General features: G+C 45.2%; 21 protein-coding genes. 9 read left to right on the forward strand and 12 right to left on the reverse strand.

The genetic code is table 11. From position 1 onward, the window contains the following. Positions 1-8: 8 nt before the first annotated feature. On the forward strand, positions 9-851 hold the full coding sequence (locus ABUE30_RS16835; RefSeq protein ID WP_408625000.1) for a carbon-nitrogen hydrolase family protein: 843 nt from the start codon (positions 9-11) through the stop codon (positions 849-851). A 5-nt stretch (positions 852-856) separates the two neighbouring features. After that, positions 857-2,302: a metalloprotease TldD gene (tldD, locus tag ABUE30_RS16840; RefSeq protein ID WP_408625001.1), complete on the forward strand. Its 1,446-nt coding sequence runs from the start codon at positions 857-859 to the stop codon at positions 2,300-2,302. Between the two features lie 60 nt (positions 2,303-2,362). Here the strand turns inward: tldD and yjgA are convergent, their stop codons facing one another. Beyond that, positions 2,363-2,884 (reverse strand): ribosome biogenesis factor YjgA, encoded by a 522-nt coding sequence (gene yjgA / locus ABUE30_RS16845; RefSeq protein ID WP_408625002.1) that lies wholly within the window; start codon positions 2,882-2,884, stop codon positions 2,363-2,365. A 162-nt stretch (positions 2,885-3,046) separates the two neighbouring features. Here yjgA and pmbA point away from each other — a divergent pair, with 162 nt between their 5' ends. Then, complete coding sequence (pmbA, locus tag ABUE30_RS16850) at positions 3,047-4,390, forward strand: metalloprotease PmbA (protein ID WP_408625003.1); 1,344 nt, start codon at positions 3,047-3,049, stop codon at positions 4,388-4,390. Positions 4,391-4,439: 49 nt separating this feature from the next. Here the strand turns inward: pmbA and mgtE are convergent, their stop codons facing one another. The 11 genes from mgtE to ABUE30_RS16905 form a co-directional block, all read right to left on the reverse strand. Further along, positions 4,440-5,819, reverse strand: a complete 1,380-nt coding sequence (gene mgtE / locus ABUE30_RS16855; RefSeq protein ID WP_408625004.1) for a magnesium transporter — start codon at positions 5,817-5,819, stop codon at positions 4,440-4,442. Positions 5,820-5,898: 79 nt separating this feature from the next. Continuing rightward, complete coding sequence (locus ABUE30_RS16860) at positions 5,899-6,171, reverse strand: HPr family phosphocarrier protein (RefSeq protein WP_408625005.1); 273 nt, start codon at positions 6,169-6,171, stop codon at positions 5,899-5,901. After that, the gene (gene rapZ / locus ABUE30_RS16865; RefSeq protein WP_408625006.1) at positions 6,161-7,027 is read right to left on the reverse strand and encodes an RNase adapter RapZ; all 867 of its coding nucleotides are present in this window, start codon (positions 7,025-7,027) and stop codon (positions 6,161-6,163) included. Before rapZ ends, ABUE30_RS16860 begins: the two co-directional genes overlap by 11 nt. 8 nt (positions 7,028-7,035) lie before the next feature. Then, on the reverse strand, positions 7,036-7,479 hold the full coding sequence (gene ptsN, locus ABUE30_RS16870; protein WP_408625007.1) for a PTS IIA-like nitrogen regulatory protein PtsN: 444 nt from the start codon (positions 7,477-7,479) through the stop codon (positions 7,036-7,038). 227 nt (positions 7,480-7,706) lie between these two features. Then, positions 7,707-9,173: an RNA polymerase factor sigma-54 gene (locus tag ABUE30_RS16875; RefSeq protein WP_408625008.1), complete on the reverse strand. Its 1,467-nt coding sequence runs from the start codon at positions 9,171-9,173 to the stop codon at positions 7,707-7,709. Positions 9,174-9,233: 60 nt separating this feature from the next. After that, entirely contained in the window at positions 9,234-9,959 is a 726-nt protein-coding gene (lptB, locus tag ABUE30_RS16880; RefSeq protein ID WP_408625009.1) for an LPS export ABC transporter ATP-binding protein, read from the reverse strand. Positions 9,960-9,970: 11 nt separating this feature from the next. After that, the gene (gene lptA, locus ABUE30_RS16885) at positions 9,971-10,474 is read right to left on the reverse strand and encodes a lipopolysaccharide transport periplasmic protein LptA (protein WP_408625010.1); all 504 of its coding nucleotides are present in this window, start codon (positions 10,472-10,474) and stop codon (positions 9,971-9,973) included. Continuing rightward, positions 10,461-11,018, reverse strand: coding sequence for an LPS export ABC transporter periplasmic protein LptC (lptC, locus tag ABUE30_RS16890; RefSeq protein ID WP_408625011.1), 558 nt, complete (start codon positions 11,016-11,018; stop codon positions 10,461-10,463). The genes lptA and lptC overlap by 14 nt, the downstream gene beginning before the upstream one ends. Further along, positions 11,015-11,575: a 3-deoxy-manno-octulosonate-8-phosphatase KdsC gene (gene kdsC, locus ABUE30_RS16895; RefSeq protein WP_408625012.1), complete on the reverse strand. Its 561-nt coding sequence runs from the start codon at positions 11,573-11,575 to the stop codon at positions 11,015-11,017. The genes lptC and kdsC overlap by 4 nt, the downstream gene beginning before the upstream one ends. After that, positions 11,575-12,540 (reverse strand): KpsF/GutQ family sugar-phosphate isomerase, encoded by a 966-nt coding sequence (locus tag ABUE30_RS16900; protein ID WP_408625013.1) that lies wholly within the window; start codon positions 12,538-12,540, stop codon positions 11,575-11,577. Before ABUE30_RS16900 ends, kdsC begins: the two co-directional genes overlap by 1 nt. Positions 12,541-12,566: 26 nt before the next feature. Continuing rightward, positions 12,567-13,541 carry a calcium/sodium antiporter gene (locus tag ABUE30_RS16905; protein ID WP_408625014.1) on the reverse strand — a complete coding sequence of 325 codons (975 nt, stop codon included), beginning with the start codon at positions 13,539-13,541 and terminating at the stop codon, positions 12,567-12,569. A 142-nt stretch (positions 13,542-13,683) separates the two neighbouring features. On the opposite strand from ABUE30_RS16905, the gene ABUE30_RS16910 reads away from it, so the two are divergent. From ABUE30_RS16910 to ABUE30_RS16935, 6 genes are read left to right on the forward strand one after another with little or no spacing between them, the layout of a single operon-like run. Beyond that, positions 13,684-14,478 (forward strand): ATP-binding cassette domain-containing protein, encoded by a 795-nt coding sequence (locus ABUE30_RS16910; RefSeq protein ID WP_408625015.1) that lies wholly within the window; start codon positions 13,684-13,686, stop codon positions 14,476-14,478. After that, complete coding sequence (mlaE, locus tag ABUE30_RS16915; protein ID WP_408625016.1) at positions 14,475-15,254, forward strand: lipid asymmetry maintenance ABC transporter permease subunit MlaE; 780 nt, start codon at positions 14,475-14,477, stop codon at positions 15,252-15,254. The genes ABUE30_RS16910 and mlaE overlap by 4 nt, the downstream gene beginning before the upstream one ends. Before the next feature lie 2 nt (positions 15,255-15,256). Beyond that, a complete protein-coding gene (mlaD, locus tag ABUE30_RS16920) occupies positions 15,257-15,736 on the forward strand; it encodes an outer membrane lipid asymmetry maintenance protein MlaD (protein WP_408625017.1) in 480 nt (159 codons plus the stop codon). Then, a complete protein-coding gene (locus ABUE30_RS16925) occupies positions 15,733-16,404 on the forward strand; it encodes an MlaC/ttg2D family ABC transporter substrate-binding protein (protein ID WP_408625018.1) in 672 nt (223 codons plus the stop codon). Before mlaD ends, ABUE30_RS16925 begins: the two co-directional genes overlap by 4 nt. Beyond that, a complete protein-coding gene (locus tag ABUE30_RS16930) occupies positions 16,397-16,687 on the forward strand; it encodes an STAS domain-containing protein (RefSeq protein WP_408625019.1) in 291 nt (96 codons plus the stop codon). The genes ABUE30_RS16925 and ABUE30_RS16930 overlap by 8 nt, the downstream gene beginning before the upstream one ends. 28 nt (positions 16,688-16,715) lie before the next feature. Further along, positions 16,716-16,973: a BolA family protein gene (locus ABUE30_RS16935; protein WP_408625020.1), complete on the forward strand. Its 258-nt coding sequence runs from the start codon at positions 16,716-16,718 to the stop codon at positions 16,971-16,973. Positions 16,974-16,979 lie beyond the last annotated feature (6 nt).

A 16,979-nucleotide genomic window follows, 5' to 3' on the forward strand; every position in this document is an offset into this window, starting at 1 on the left:
GGTAACCAATGAGTCATTCATTACACTCATGGCGATTAGCTGCGCTGCAGATGTGCGCAACCCTTGATGTGCGACAGAATCAATGTCAAATTACGGATATTATTGCCCATAATCCACCTAACCCGGGGGATTTACTGTTACTGCCGGAAAACTTTGCGATGTTGGGCGCCGGTGCCGATTACCGCTCGATTGCAGAGGCCCCAGGGGATGGGCCTTTGCAACAATGGCTAAGTGGCTTAGCACAGCAATATCAAATTACCTTAGTCGCAGGGAGTTTGCCAACGCGCGTGACTGGTGAAAAGCGTTGCCGTTCAACCAGTATCGTGTTTGATGCCAAGGGGCGATATATTACTCACTATCATAAGTTGCACTTGTTTGATGTGGATGTTGCGGATGGTGTTGGACATTATCGCGAATCGGAGCGGTTTATCGCAGGGCACACCCCCAAATGGTTTTCTCATCAACAGTCTCAGGTCGGGTTATCGATCTGCTTTGATTTACGCTTTAGTTACTTGTATCACTGGCTACGCCAACAAGGCTGTGAAGTTCTACTTGTTCCTGCGGCGTTCACCTCGGTAACCGGACAAGCTCATTGGTTGACTATGCTCAAAGCTCGCGCGATTGAGCAGCAGTGCTATGTACTGGCTGCAGGACAAGTAGGTCATCATGATAGTACTCGCCAGAGTTGGGGGCACTCTTGTATTATTGATCCATGGGGGAACGTGATCGCCCAATTAGATGATCAGTGCGGGATCTGTTATGGTAAATTCGATCACCATTTACTGCAATCATTGCGACAGCGGATGCCGTTGCAGCCTAATTCCCATATGACGATCAGCTGGAGTAAATAAATACAATGTCATTTGAACAAGTTAATCAATCTATACTTGCCCCTGCGGGCCTAGATTCATCATCATTGAACCAAGCGCTAAGTATTCTCAGTGGACCTGATATCGATCAGGGTGATCTTTATTTTCAGCATAGTCGCCATGAATCTTGGGTGCTCGAAGATGGCATTGTTAAAGAGGGCAGCTTTAATATTGAACAAGGTGTTGGGGTGCGTTCAATTGCGGGCGAGAAAACCGGCTTTGCTTATTCTGATGATATTAATTTAAGCGCTTTGACCAAAGCGTGTCAGGCGGCGCGCGGCATCAGCCGCAGTCAAGGTGAAGGGCGGATACAGGTTGTTTCCGCCATGCCAACACGAGCGCTTTATACTGATAGCAACCCGATTGAAAGCCTAGATAAACAGCAAAAAATTGCCTTACTTGAGCGCGCTGACAAATTTGCCCGCAGCTTAGATCCGAGCATTACGCAGGTGATCGTTAGCTTAAGTGGCGTTTATGAAGAAATACTGGTTGCTGGATTAGATGGTACGCTTGCAGCTGATATTCGCCCCTTAGTTCGATTTAACTGCAGTGTATTAGCTGAACGAGGCGGGCGCCGTGAACGAGGAAGTGCTGGCGGCGGCGGGCGTTTTGACTATCAGTTTTTCTTAGAAGATGTCGCAGGTGAAGAGTGTGCCATGGGATTTGTCCGCGAAGCTGTTCGTCAGGCGTTGGTGAATTTAGAAGCCATCGATGCACCAGCTGGACTTATGCCTGTGGTCCTCGGCGCAGGTTGGCCAGGGGTCTTGTTACATGAAGCGGTTGGGCATGGCCTAGAGGGTGACTTTAACCGCAAAGGCTCGTCGGCATTTAGTGGCCGAGTGGGTGAACAGGTTGCATCGAACCTGTGTACTATTGTCGATGATGGCACTTTAGCCAATCGGCGTGGGTCGCTTTCTATTGATGATGAGGGGACCCCTAGTCGATACAATGTATTGATCGAAAATGGAGTACTCAAAGGATACATGCAGGACAAACTGAATGCTCGGTTAATGGGGGTTGCCCCAACAGGTAATGGTCGACGTGAATCGTATGCTCATGTTCCTATGCCGCGCATGACCAATACTTATATGTTGCCTGGTGAATCAGAGAAAGAGGAAATGATAGCCTCGGTTAAACGTGGTATTTATGCGCCGAATTTTGGTGGCGGGCAAGTTGATATTACCTCGGGTAAATTTGTTTTTTCTGCCTCTGAAGCCTATTTAATTGAAGATGGTAAAATCACCGCTCCAATTAAAGGTGCGACACTCATCGGTAATGGGCCCGAGGCGATGGCTAAAGTCTCTATGGTGGGTAATGATTTAGATTTAGATGCAGGCGTTGGTGTGTGTGGTAAAGATGGGCAAAGTATCCCTGTTGGGGTTGGACAACCAACTCTAAAATTGGATGAGTTAACCGTTGGCGGCACCGCATAGTACATTGGCACCTTGTAAACAGGGTGCCAATCATCATCAAAGGCTGGTATGGCGGTTGTTTTAGTCGTGGTATTGCTCACTGAGGTAGCGAAATAACTCACGAGCAGATTTTGGCGCTTTTTGTTTGCTCTGTTCAAATTTTGCTTGGCGAATCAACTGCCGCAGCTTTTGGCGTTCTAACTGGGGCTGATTGTCTAGCAATGCATTGATGACATCGTCACTTTGGGGCGCATTGATAAGCTCATCGCGTAATTGCTCGAGTTGATGCTGGCGTTGATTGGCATAGAGATGGCGATTGGTTATTTTTTCCATCGCTTGCTCTATTGCTGCGATATCTTCGTTTCGCATCAACTTGCCGACGTAGTTCATATGACGGCGTAGTGCTTCGCGTTTGCCAGTGAGGCGTTTCGCTAAAGCGACTGCTTCTTGCATTGGTTCGCTTAACGGAATCGTGGCTAAAAAGGCTGGGCGTAGGTCACAAATCTTTTTGCCTAGGCGTTGTAACTGTTGAGCTTCTCGTTTCAGCTCGCTTTTGCTGATCCACTCATCATCATCCTGCCAGTCTTTATTAGGGTCGCTCATAGGATTACTTCGTTGCTGTAAATAACCTTTAGTTTACCAAGAATTGTCTGCGAGTGCGTAACCTTTACGAAGCGAAGTTTAGATTATGTAACGGTTATTTTAACAAACTAGGTATCATATTTGTTATGCTTGACCGATAGATGCCAAGAGAAAAGGTCGAATATGTCATCAGTTCAGCAATCTGTAGCAAAAGAGCTCAAGCAGTTAAAGCAGGCCGTCGCATTTGCCCTTGATGAGGCAAAGCGCCGTGGCGCCAGTGATGCAGAAGTGTCTATTTCAAAGCAAACTGGTATTTCGGTTTCAACCCGCCAATGTGAGGTCGAAACATTAGAATTTAATCGTGATGGTGCACTCGGTATTGCTGTCTATAAAGGTCAGCAAAAGGGGAATGCTTCCACCTCTGATTTATCCAAAGAAGCTATTTGTCGAACCGTTCAGGCCGCCGTCGATATCAGTGAGGTGACATCTGCTGATCCGGCTACTGGGCTTGCACCTAAAGAGATGATGGCGACTCAAATTCCTGATCTAGATCTGTTTTATCCGACTGAGCTGGATGCTGATCGTTTCATTGAAATGGCCAGCGCATGTGAGCGTCATGCGCTTACTCATCAAGGCATTCGTGCGAGTGATGGTGCAAGCGTGAATAGTCATTACGGGGTACGAGTTTATGGTAATACCCATGGATTTGTCGAAGGCTTTCCAACGAGTCGACATAGTTTAAGTTGTGTGTTGATCGCTGGTGAAAGTCAGCATATGCAACGTGATTATGCGTATAGCGTTGCGGTTGATTTTGCGGATCTGCGTGATGTTCAGGCGATTGCCGATGAAGCGGCGCATAAAACACTGGCTCGCTTAAACAGCCGGAAAATAAATACCTGCCATGTGCCTGTTATTTTTGATAAAGATGTCGCGGGTGGCTTGTTGGGGCATTTTGCGATGGCGATTAGTGGTGGCAATTTATACCGGCGCTCATCTTTTTTGCTAGATACACTCGGCGATGATCTATTTCCTAAATGGTTCTCTATCCATGAAGATCCATGGGTTAAAAAAGGCTTGGGAAGTAGCCCGTTTGATAATGAAGGGGTGCAAACGCGTGCGCGCGATATTATTCATCAAGGACAGTTACAGACGTATCTATTAACCAGTTATGCTGCGCGTAAAATGGCCTTGCAACCAACGGGTCATGCGGGTGGTATTCATAACTGGCTTGTTTCTGATAGTGCACTGACGCAGCGTGACTTGCTCAAACAGATGGGAACTGGGTTACTGGTGACTGAACTAATGGGGCAGGGCGTTAATATTGTGACGGGTGATTATTCGCGAGGCGCAGCTGGCTTTTGGGTTGAAAATGGTGAAATTGCCTATCCTGTGCATGAGATCACCATCGCCGGTCAGCTCAAAGATATCTATCAAAATATTGTCGCTATTGGCAATGATCGTGATGCTAATCATGCAATTAGTGTAGGGTCCATTTTGGTTGATTCAATGAAAATTGCTGGCAGTTAACATGATAAGACGGTGAAACGAGCATTGCTGGTTTCACCGTCAATTGATTTTAAATGGCAATATGATGGTTGAGTAATAGTGTCGCAATTCCTAAAAATGAGAAAATTCCGACTGAGTCGGTGACCGTTGTCAGCACCATGCCTCCGGCTAAAGCCGGATCAATTTTCATTTTTTGCATAAAAAGAGGAATAGATACCCCAGCAAGGCCTGCCATAAACATATCCGCGAACATCGCTGCTGCACTGATTAAGCCTAACTGAATACTATCTTTCCAGATATAGACGACCCCAGCGATGGTCACCGCCCAAATCAAGCCATTTAGGCCACCGATAGCGACTTCTTTAAAGATTAACCAACGCATATTACTCGCGCCAATATGACCGACAGCTAGCCCCCGGATCACAACAGCTAATGTTTGTGTACCCGCGATCCCTCCTTGACTTGGGACAATGGTCATCAATACCGCAAGCGTTGCCATTTGGGCTAAGGTGTTCTCAAATAAATTGCTAATTGAGGCGGCAAATAGTGCGGTTAATAGATTGATGCCAAGCCATAGGGTTCGTCCTTTGGTGCTTTGCCAAATCGGGGCGAAAGTATCTTCGTCATCATCGACCCCGGCCATCCCCATCATCGAGTGCTCGGTGTTTTCACGAATAATATCGACCACATCATCAATGGTTATTCGACCGACTAACTCACCTTGTAGATCCACAACAGGCGCAGAGATCCAGTCGTGGCGTTCAAACAATTGCGCAACGCTATTTTCACTCATCGAAACAGGGATAATTCGTTCAGGGCGTTTGCCCATAATGGATTCGACATTTTCGCTTGGATCGACGGTCAATAATCTTGCCAGCGGAACATCGCCGAGATATTTGTTTTCTTTATCGACGACGAACAGCGCATCGGTCGCCTCAGGAAGCTCGCCGCGCAGGCGCAGATAACGAAGTACAACATCAATGGATACATCTGGACGAAGAGCGATCGTATCGTTGTTCATCAAGCTGCCAGCGGTATCCTCAGGATAGGCCAATGCTATTTCGACACGATGACGCTCATCGCTATCCATCTGCTCGAGCACTTGCTGATAAACATCGTCTGGCAGGCTACGTAACACATAGGTTAGATCATCAATATCCATCCCTTCGGTGGCAGCAGCCAGGTTTTCCGGGTCCATCATTTTCAGAATGCTTTCCATTGCATCTTCGTTGAGTTCTTCTAAAATCTCCCCTTGCTGTTCAGGATCGGTTAACTGCCATAGTATTTTTCGTTCTGTAATAGGGGTCGATTGTAGTAAAAGCGCAACGTCACAAGCCGGCATTTGCTGGAGCATTCGTCTAACATGGACGAACATCCCATCATTGAGGGCGCGATTAAGTTCGAGGATCCGTAGATGTTGACTATGATGATGCTGTTCCAGCTCTGGCATAAAGGTGCCCTCAAATATGATTTACATGATCGATGTAAACCGAATCAGATTTTATAACATCACTGATGATGCGAAAGCATTATTCTTGCTCTTCAAAACGCGCTTCAATCAACGCTCTAACTGCCGTCAATGCATCTTGTGCATCGTGACCGTCACATTCAACTACAATTTGCTGGCCTTGGGCTCGTTCTAATAGGAGTAACCCAAGGACGCTTGCCGCCGACGCTTGTTTATCTTCGGTAATCAGCATGACTTCAGCATCAAACATAGCCGCTAATTCCACTAACTTGATGGCGGCACGCGCATGCAGACCTAATTTATTGGTAATCGTTAATTGTTGTCTAATTTTCATCGGCAGCCGCTTCTACCTTTGGTAAGTTTAGGTGATGTGTTTGGACATGGTATTGGTTCGAAAAGAAATCACTGAGCTGCTCGGTGACATATACCGACCGGTGCTTCCCGCCAGTACAACCGACAGCAACCGTTACATAGGCTCTGTTATTGCGTTCAAGATGAGGCAGCCAACTACTAAGCAAGCTCTCTAATTGCCAGATTAGTTCACGAACTTCAGGCTGCTGACCAAAAAAGTGCTGCACGGGAGCATCTAAGCCAGTGTACGGACGTAGTTCATCATGCCAGTGAGGATTGGGTAAAAATCGCACATCAAAAACGTAATCGGCATCAGGGGGGAGACCATTTTTAAAACCAAATGACTCAAATACTAAGGCAAGTTGTTGGTTTGGTTTGCCCATGACTCGCTCATTGAGCAACTCTCGAAGTTGATGAATAGACAGTTGACTCGTATTAATCCGTAAGTCAGCATGACAAGACAAAGGTTCGAGTAGCATACTCTCAGCACTGATTGCTTCAGCGAGTGAGTAATGTTGTTTATTCAGCGGATGAATTCGCCGAGTTTCACTATAACGGCGGATTAACGTAGCATCATCTGCATCGACAAATAAGCTGGTGAGCTTCACCTGCTCACGAAATTTGGCGATAATCGCTTGGAGTTGCTTGGGATCGCTTGGTAAATTACGCACATCAATGCTGACGGCGGCATTGAGATAGTGACCGGCTAATGTAGCCGGGAGTAGCGGTAAAAGCCCTAAAGGAAGATTATCGACACAGTAAAATCCTAGATCTTCGAGCACCCTTAAGGCGACCGTTTTCCCCGAACCTGATCGACCACTTACAATAAAAAAGTCCATATTGTTCCTCAGGTGGTGATGATTTGATATATATCATCATCACTGTCTGCTTGGCGTAAGCTTTTACATATCTGTTTATTGTGAAGCTTTTCCGCGACAGCTGCGAGGATTTTCAAATATTGTTTGTTCTCATCTCCTGGCACCAATAGCGCAAAAATTAGGTCAACAGGTTGCTTGTCGATAGAGTCAAAGCTAATGGGATGCTCACAGCGGATAAAAATCGCCGTAGGGGGGTAGCTGTCTTCAATTCGGCCATGGGGAATTGCGATACCTTGACCTATTCCTGTGCTACCGAGTTTTTCGCGGCCAAATAAACTATCAAATATCTCTTTTTCTGAGATACCAAGCTGCGTGGCGGCGAGTTCACTGATTATTTCCAGTGCGCGTTTTTTAGACTGGCAATCGCTGATACTGTGCGTGCAGTCTTTGCTTAAAACTTGAGTCAGTTGCATAACGTTAATGTCTATTCACTGTTGCCTCATCGAGTGGTTGGGACTAAAAATATCAATATCTATCAATTGGATAGTTTGCTATAAGCGTGTCGCCGATTGACCACCCGTTAGGGACTCGGTTGATGGGTTGAACTGCCCGTTAGTTAATGATGCTCGACTGACTTATAAATGAGCTATCGTTGTCATGATCATGGGACATAGGTTCATCCTCCGTTATTGACCGGCCTTTATATCAGGCTCTTGCGTTGATTGGAAGGTGGGATCGCCAGTGATTCACGATATTTCGCAATCGTTCGCCGTGCGACCTGGATTCCTTGGTCTGCTAAGATGTCTGCAATTTTACTGTCACTTAGCGGTTTAGCTGGATTTTCAGCCGCCACTAATTTTTTGATTAACGCACGGATCGCGGTTGATGAGCATTCGCCGCCCCCTTCTGTACTTACATGGCTAGAGAAGAAATATTTTAACTCATAGATGCCTCGTGGCGTGTGCATATATTTCTGCGTTGTAACGCGTGAAATTGTTGATTCATGCATTTCAACAGCTTCGGCGACATCATTGAGCACCATCGGTTTCATCGCTTCATCGCCATATTCAAAGAACGCTTGTTGATGACTAACAATACATTTTGCTACTTTTAATAGCGTTTCATTGCGACTTTCCAAACTTTTAATAAACCATTTCGCCTCTTGTAAATGAGTGCGAATAAACTGGCCATCGCCGCTGTTACGCGAATTGCGACTTAATGCAGCGTATTGAGCATTCACTCGTAATTTGGGCACTGCATCAGGATTGAGCTCAACTTGCCAGTGGCCATTGTATTTTTTCACCGATACATCAGGAATAACATACTCAGCTTGGCTGGAATTGATACTACTTCCAGGTCTTGGATCTAAACTTTGAATTAAGCGCATGACATCGGCTAACTGCGCTTCTTTGAGTTTTGTTTTGCGCGATAGGGTTCGATAATCACGATTGCCAAGCAAATCAATGTGTTCCCCTACGAGAAGCTTGGCTTCCTCTAACCAAGGGGTATCTTTGGCAAATTGAGCCAATTGCAGTAGTAAGCATTCTTGTAAAGAGCGTGAAGCCACACCGAGTGGATCAAAATGCTGGATGCGTTTAATCACCGCCTCAATTTCATCTAATCCGATGGTTTGTTCATCGCCATTTAAGCCCTCTAGCAGTTGTTCACAACTGGAGGTGAGATAGCCGGATTCATCGACAGCATCGATAATAGCGAGTGCAATGGCTTGATCTGTTTCGCTAAATGGTGTGAGTCGCATCTGCCATAATAGGTGATCTTGCAATGATTCACTGGTTTCACCTTGATAGACATGCTCGTTATCATCAGGGATCGGAGCTGCTGGTGCCGATGATGCGCTATAGATTTCATCCCACGTTGAATCAACCGGAAGATCATCACTCACCGTCTCATTGGTGACTGATTCAGAGGTCTCTATTTGGCTGCTATCAGTCGTTTCCGTGGCGGCTTCATTGTTATCGTCATGTTGCGTGTCATTGTCATGTTCTAAGTCGTTTTCATCAGATTCTAAGAGTGGGTTGGCATCGAGTGCCTCTTGGATCTCTTGTTGAAGATCCAACGTCGACAGTTGCAACAATCTAATCGCTTGTTGTAACTGCGGTGTCATGGTCAGTTGCTGACCCAAACGTAACTGCAAAGCGGCTTTCATGAACGAATCTGATCCCTTCTAAATTTCAGCCGTAAGGCATAATAAATACTGATAAAAAGACTATAGCTTGAATTCTTCGCCGAGATAGACTCGCTTTACATGCTCATTAGCTAAAACGTGCTCAGGCGAGCCTGAGGCAATCAGTTCACCTTGACTAACAATATAAGCATATTCACAAACATCGAGCGTTTCTCGCACGTTGTGATCAGTAATAAGAACCCCAAGTCCGCGGTCGCGTAGGTGTTCAATAATTTTTTTAATATCAATCACCGAAATCGGATCAACCCCTGCAAATGGTTCATCCAATAAAATAAATTTGGGAGCTGCGGCTAGTGCTCGAGCGATCTCTGCACGTCGACGCTCGCCACCTGAGAGGCTCTGTCCTAAGCTTTTCCGAATATGGCCGATGTGAAATTCATCCAGCAGTTCATCGAGAACTAATCGCCGAGCACCGCGGTCGAGCTCTTTACGCGTTTCGAGCACTGCCATGATGTTATCTTCGACCGACAGCGTTCTAAAAATAGAGGCTTCTTGCGGTAGATAACCGATCCCCATGCGCGCGCGCGAATGCATTGCCTTTAGCGTAATATCTTGGTCGTCAATACTAATATTGCCTTCATCTCGTGGCACTAGACCCACAACCATGTAGAACGTAGTTGTTTTACCCGCGCCATTTGGTCCAAGTAGACCGACAATTTGTCCAGTCTCGACCTGTAAGCTCACGTTTTTTACCACCTGGCGTTTTTTGTAACTTTTTGCCAGACTTTCCGCTTTCAGCAATGCCATATAGGTTACTTCTACTGTTTTTTCGTCTGTTGGAGTTGCTGTGGCTCAAATATGGTCGTCACATGACCTTTTTTACCACCATCAGCCACCATTTCTTGTGTTTTGATGTTATAGCGAATGGTATCACCTTTGACCAAACTGTCTTGTTGTTGTAACTGGGCTTTTCCAGTTAGCGTTACAATTCTTGATTTCAGTTCATAACGAACATGGTTCGCATGGCCTTTCATCAGTTGACCGCTATCCATCTTTTGCTGAAATTGTGCAGGCTTGCCTTCAGCGATCATCACTTCACTGCCTTTTTCCCCCGTACCATAAACGGTGACCCGATCTGCTTCTAGTTTGATCGATCCTTGCGTGACAATGACATGACTGAAGAATGTGACTCGATTATCTTTAATATCAACTTTTTGTTGATCGGCATTGACAACAATTTTTTGACTATAATCGGACTCTAACGCCTGACTTGAAGCGCTAAATGTCAATAATGCGAAAGCTATCCATTTAATTTTGTTCATTATGATATACCGCGTTAATGTCCCGATGGAGTGTTACCACCTCAGTGGCAAGACTGCCATGCATGCCTATTCCAATTTGATCATACTGCGGACCCACAACGGTCACTTTTTGATCGGTGCTCATCGTTTGCTCAGTTAAATTTACATGAAGTAATGATGTCAGCAAATCTTGAATGTAGCCATCGTTGCTTAGATTTTTGATCACTACATCTTTATGAAAAGTAACCAAATTTTGTTTATACGCATTCGCTGTACGTGAAACAATCTGCCAAATAGGGCGTTGTGGACCAGGATAAATTAAAATCCGTGGGCTTTCAAAGCTACTGGTTTGGCTTTTTTCATAGTATTTCATGCTATCGGCATACACCCGATATTGTACGTTTCCTAATTTATCATAACTGACTGTATATAGCTCACTTGCTGTAAAATCAGGTGATTGTGAGCTGGTGTTAGTTTGCGAATCATCAGGATGTAGATTCAACCAGCCCCAAAGTAGTCCTGCGCCTGCTAATAAAACGATAATGACAATATTCTGTGTGCTCATAAGCTCGCGCCTTGCGTATAATCATCGATGCCATGTGCTTGTAGCAATAGATCACACACTTCTCGGACGGCACCAAAGCCGCCTGGAAGGTGGGTCGTATAATCAGCTGCGTGCGTGACTTTTGGATGGGCATCATGGACCGCAATTGACAATCCAACTTGTCGCATAACGTTTAAATCCACCACATCATCGCCAATATAGGCACATTGCTCCGCTGTTAATCCAGTGCGTTGCAATAGCTGAGCAAGAGCGTCCAATTTATTGTGCTGGCCTTGGTAAATATATGCAACCTCGAGCTGGTGCATTCGATTCTCTACCAGTTGTGATTGTCGACCGGTAATAATGGCCACGCCTATCTGATGGCGAGCCAGTGCTTTAATACCAAAGCCATCGCGAGTGTGAAATGCTTTTAATTCTTCGCCGGCATTACCTAAGTAGATGCGCCCATCCGAGAAAACGCCGTCAACATCACAGATCAGAAGCTGGGTCTGTGTCGCTTTGGCAAAGACCGTAGGGCTGATATCGCCATATAATGTGGTGATAAAAGACTCAGACATCAATAGACTCCAGCTTGCAAAAGCGAGTGCATGTTAAAGGCACCAACGGGGATCTGTTGATCGGTGACAAAGAGCCCATTAATCGATTTTTCTTTCATTAACTTTAAGGCATCAAACGCTAGCCAATCGGGCTCAAGTACTTTAGGATTGGCGGTCATGACTTGGCGAATCGGAGTCTGATGAATGTCGACTCGTTTATCTAACACGCGGCGCAGGTCACCATCGGTAAATACTCCGACAAGGCGTCCTTCGGTATCAATAACGCCAGTCATGCCAAGTCCTTTTTCGCTCATTTCCAGTAACGCTTCGCGAATCGTTTGTTCCAGTCCTACTAGCGGCATCTCATCACCAGTTAACATTATATCAGGGACGCTTAAAAGCAGTTTTTTACCCAGCGCCCCCCCTGGATGAGATAGGGCAAAATCATTGGCAGTGAAGCCGCGCGCTTGCAAGAGTGTTACAGCAATGGCATCGCCCATGGCCAATGCGGCGGTAGTACTAGCCGTAGGCGCTAAACCTAATGGACAAGCCTCGCGCTGCACATCGATATTTAAATGGATGTTAGCACCTCTGGCCATTGCTGAACCTGGATTACTGGTCATCGCAATGATTGGAACCTGTTGACGTTGTAGAACTGGATAAAGGGCTAATATCTCATTAGACTCACCTGAGTTTGACAAGGCTAAGACGAGATCCCCGTGACTGATCATCCCTAAGTCGCCATGGCTGGCTTCTCCTGGATGGACAAAAAAAGCGGGTGTGCCAGTCGACGCTAATGTCGCGGCAATTTTCCGGCCAATATGCCCCGATTTGCCCATTCCTGTGACAATGACTTTTCCTTGACACTGCTCCAGTTGTTGACAAACGTCGATAAAATCTTGACCTAGATATTGGTGTAAATTCTTAACCGCTTTAGCTTCTAAGTCGATAACCTGCTGAGCGGCTTTAATATAATCGAAACTCACAATCGTTGCCTAATAAAGATGATCCATTATAAAAATAATACGAGTTGATAGCTGATAAAGATAGCGACTAATCCTCCTCCCGCGGCGCGGGTGAGTCGATGGGGGCGAGTCAGTAAACTCAATCCTGCTAATAAGCCGCTGGTGGCTAACATCCACCAATAGTCGCGAGCAAAAGCCGCCGGATCAACTTGACCGGGAGCGAGTGTGCCGCAAATCCCTAATACCACCAGTAAATTAAATATGTTTGAGCCAATGATATTTCCTAAAGCCAGATCATTCTCTTGCTTAATGACACTGACTATACAGGCGGCAAGCTCTGGCAAACTGGTGCCAACTGCAATAATGGTCAAACCAATTACCAGCTCACTAATGCCAAAATGACGAGCGATATGACTGGCCGAATTCACTAGATAATGCGCACTCAGGGGTAATATTATCAAACCGAGTAGCAGCCAACACAATGCGTGAAAAGATTTAACCTGACTAGGAACTTCAGATTCAAATTGTTTCACTAGTTCATCGCCAGGTTGGTTTTGAGATGAACGTATATGTTGCCTTTGAGAGTGCCAAATTAAATATCCCATCATCAACACGAACAAAAGCAATAAGATGCAGCCATCACTAAAACTTAATATGTTATCATGTAGCAAGTAGCCAGTTAACAATGTTGCAAGTAGCATCACTGGGAGTTCGCGTCGTAGCGTGGAACGACTAACCAATAAGGGTTTGAGCAGGGCGGTAATGCCCAATACGAGTGTCACATTGGTAATATTTGAGCCAATGGCGTTACCAACTGCTGTATCGAGCTGACCACCCAATGAGGCGGTTGTTGAAACCAATATTTCGGGTGCAGATGAGCCCATGGCAACGATGGTCAAACCGATGACCATCGGTGAGATCCCAAAATTACGCGCAACGGCAGCTGCACCGAATACGAACCGGTCAGCGCTCCATACCAGAGCTGCAAAACTAGCTAAAAGAATAATTAGATCAACCCACATAAATGTTGTTGCTTCGCCTTAATTTTTCTTCATTAAAGCTGCATTGTCGGTATTTTAAAGAGAAAAGGGAAGAGCAAGCTTGAGTCGATCTTGATGAACTCTTAGAATAACAGGCTTAACACCACCAATTAGGTATTCCATTATGGCTGAAAATATTATTGAAGTCAGTGGGTTAACGTTCTCAAGAGGGGGGCGTAAGATCTTTGACGCTATTGACTTTCAGTTCCCTAAGGGAAAAATCACTGCGGTGATGGGTCCTAGTGGAACAGGGAAGACAACGCTGTTGAAGCTCTTGGGCGGGCAATTAACCCCTGAGGCTGGACAAGTGTTATTTGCAGGTGAAAATGTCCATCAACAGAGTCGCAAATCATTGTATCAATTGCGAAAACGAATGGGAATGTTGTTTCAAAGTGGTGCGTTATTTACGGATTTAAATGTATTTGATAACGTCGCTTTCCCTGTGCGAGAGCATGGCAACTTACCTGATGATGTGTTGCATAATCTTGTCTTGATGAAATTAGAGGCGGTGGGATTACGCGGTGCAGCCCAGTTAATGCCCTCGGATCTATCAGGGGGAATGGCTCGACGCGTGGCTTTAGCGCGAGCGATTGCTTTAGAACCTGAAGTGATCATGTATGATGAACCTTTTGTAGGCCAAGACCCAATTACAATGGGAGTCTTGATAAAACTGATTAGTCATTTAAATCAGTCGTTAAAATTAACATCTATAGTGGTTTCCCACGATGTTGAAGAAGTGCTAAGTATTGCAGACTATGTCTATGTGATTGATCAAGGTAAAGTGTTAGCTCAGGGGGATGTCGCAAGTGTCAGACAAAGTGATAATCCACATTTGCAACAATTTTTACAAGGTCAAGCGGATGGCCCTGCTGCTTTCCACTATCCTGCGTCCCCTTATCTGGAGTCACTTAAAGTATGATCATTGCATCCATTGCTCAATTTGGCGCTTGGTTTATGTCCAAATTAGCAAGTTTTGGTCGAGCTGGTTTAATGCTGTCACAAGCTATTTTTGTCAAACCAGAGGCAAAACTTTGGCGTAACATCTGGCGACAGATTTATCCAGTGGGAGTCCAATCACTGGTGATCATTCTGGTCTCTGGGTTATTTATTGGCATGGTTTTGGCGCTGCAGGGCTACAATATCTTAGTTAAGTTTGGCGCTGAAACGAGCCTCGGGCCATTAGTTGCTTTGGCATTATTGCGTGAACTAGGGCCTGTTGTGACAGGATTGTTGTTTGCCGGACGGGCTGGCTCAGCATTAACGGCTGAAATTGGTTTGATGAAGGTTACCGAGCAGCTTAGTGGTATGGAAATGATGGCTGTTGACCCTTTAAAACGAGTGGTTGCACCTCGTTTTTGGGCGGGTGTGATCAGTATGCCATTACTTGCTATGTTGTTTAACCTCGTTGGTATTTGGGGCGGTTATTTAGTTGGTGTCCGTTGGTTGGGCGTGGATGCTGGCAGTTTTTGGTCAATTATGCATGCCAATGTCAGCTTGTTTTCTGATATTGGTAACGGATTTATCAAAAGTATTGTTTTTGCGATAGCGGTGAGTTGGGTGGCTTTATTTAGTGGTTATGATGCCACCCCTACATCGCGAGGGATTAGTCAGGCGACGACTCGGTGTGTGGTGCGCTCATCATTATTAGTCCTCGGTTTAGACTTTATTTTAACAGCGTTAATGTTTGGAAGTTAAACATGAAAGTAGATAAAACAGAATTTGCTGTGGGAGCATTCCTGCTGTTAGGGGTTGTTGCCATTTTAGTTTTGGCCCTTCGGATCGCCGACAATAATCTCGCTAGTGAAGGAGCGAGTTACGAGGTATCTGCCAACTTTGATAATATTGGTGGCTTAAAAGTACGTTCACCTGTCAAAGTAGGTGGGGTGGTTGTGGGTCGAGTTGAGGCTATTAGCCTCAATCCGAAGACCTTTGAACCGCGAGTAACATTAACGTTGTATAAAAAATACGGTGATTTCCCAACCAACAGTTCGGCTCGGATTCTGACATCAGGATTATTAGGTGAGCAATATATTAGTATTCGTCCTGGTTTTAATATGCCAGGCGAAAAGCCGAGCAATCTAAAAAATGGTGATTCGATCGCTGACACCAAATCGGCCATTGTTCTAGAAGATTTGATTGGCCAATTCCTCTACTCATCAGGAAAAAGTAAGTCATGAAAATATTACGAATGATTGGGGTTTCAATTGTTGTTGCATTGTTCTCGAGCATGGCTTTTGCCTTGCAGCCGGTTACAAACACGCCGACTCAAAACCCTTATAAAACGATGCAGCAAGTGATTGATCAGACCTTTCCAAAACTGAGCAAACTCAATGAAAATAACGCGCTTAATGAAGACACTGCGCGTCAAATTATCGTTGAAGATGTGATGCCTTATCTTGATTACCGCTATGCCGCCTACATGGTTATTGGTCGGAATTTACCAAAGACCACAGCGGCGCAGCGTGAGCGCTTTGTGAAAGCTTTTTATACTTATTTAGTGAACACATATTCTCAAGCGTTAGGTAAATATAACCACCAAAAAATTGAGATTGAACCCCCTCGTCCCTATCAAAATGAGCAGATCATGACTGTTCCTGCCAAAATTATTCAACCTGATGGCCCGGCAGTTCATGTTCAGTTTAAGTTCCGACGTCTGCAAGATAATAAAGGCTGGTTGGCATTTGATATGATCGCAGAAGGGGTCAGCTTGTTATCTACCAATCAATCAGAGGTGGGTGGATTGATCCAAAGTGACGGAATTGATGCTGTGTCTAAGATGCTTGAGAAACGCCAGTTGAAGGCCTCAAGCTCTAGTGTATTACCAAAGGTTTCCAGTAATGGCTAATTCAGGGTTTTTTGAATGTAAAAGTGATGGGGTCATTGCTTTTCAAGGCGATTGGACCATGGCGATGATCGCGGATATTTGGCCACAATTATTGGCACAAAAATTTGAGTGCGCCGATTTTTCTCAAATAAGCCAAATTGACTCTGCTGGTTTAGCCGCTATCATCACCGCTTTGATGAAGAATCAGCAAGCAACGACCATTAATATTCGTCATTGCCCTGATTCAATTCGACCTTTGATCGCGCTTTATGGATTAGAGCCTTATCTTGCTCATTCCAGTTAAACCGGTTTCATTGCGGAGTAACAGCTATATGCAACCAAAACAGATTGAACAACTTTTACAAACCGCTTTAACGCTTGATGAGCTTCATATTCGTGGCGAAGATAGTCATTTTGAAGTTGTTGCAGTGGGCGAGCTTTTTGATGGATTGTCACGTGTCAAAAAACAACAAATTATTTATAAGCCATTGGCTGAGCTCATTGCAGATAATAGTATCCATGCATTGTCGATTAAGACCTATACACCAGCTGAATGGGAAAAAGCCAAAAAATTCGGTCAACCCATTTAGTATGAG

The sequence above is a fragment of the Celerinatantimonas yamalensis genome, assembly GCF_046054155.1.
GTDB classification, from domain to species: Bacteria; Pseudomonadota; Gammaproteobacteria; order Enterobacterales; family Celerinatantimonadaceae; genus Celerinatantimonas; species Celerinatantimonas yamalensis.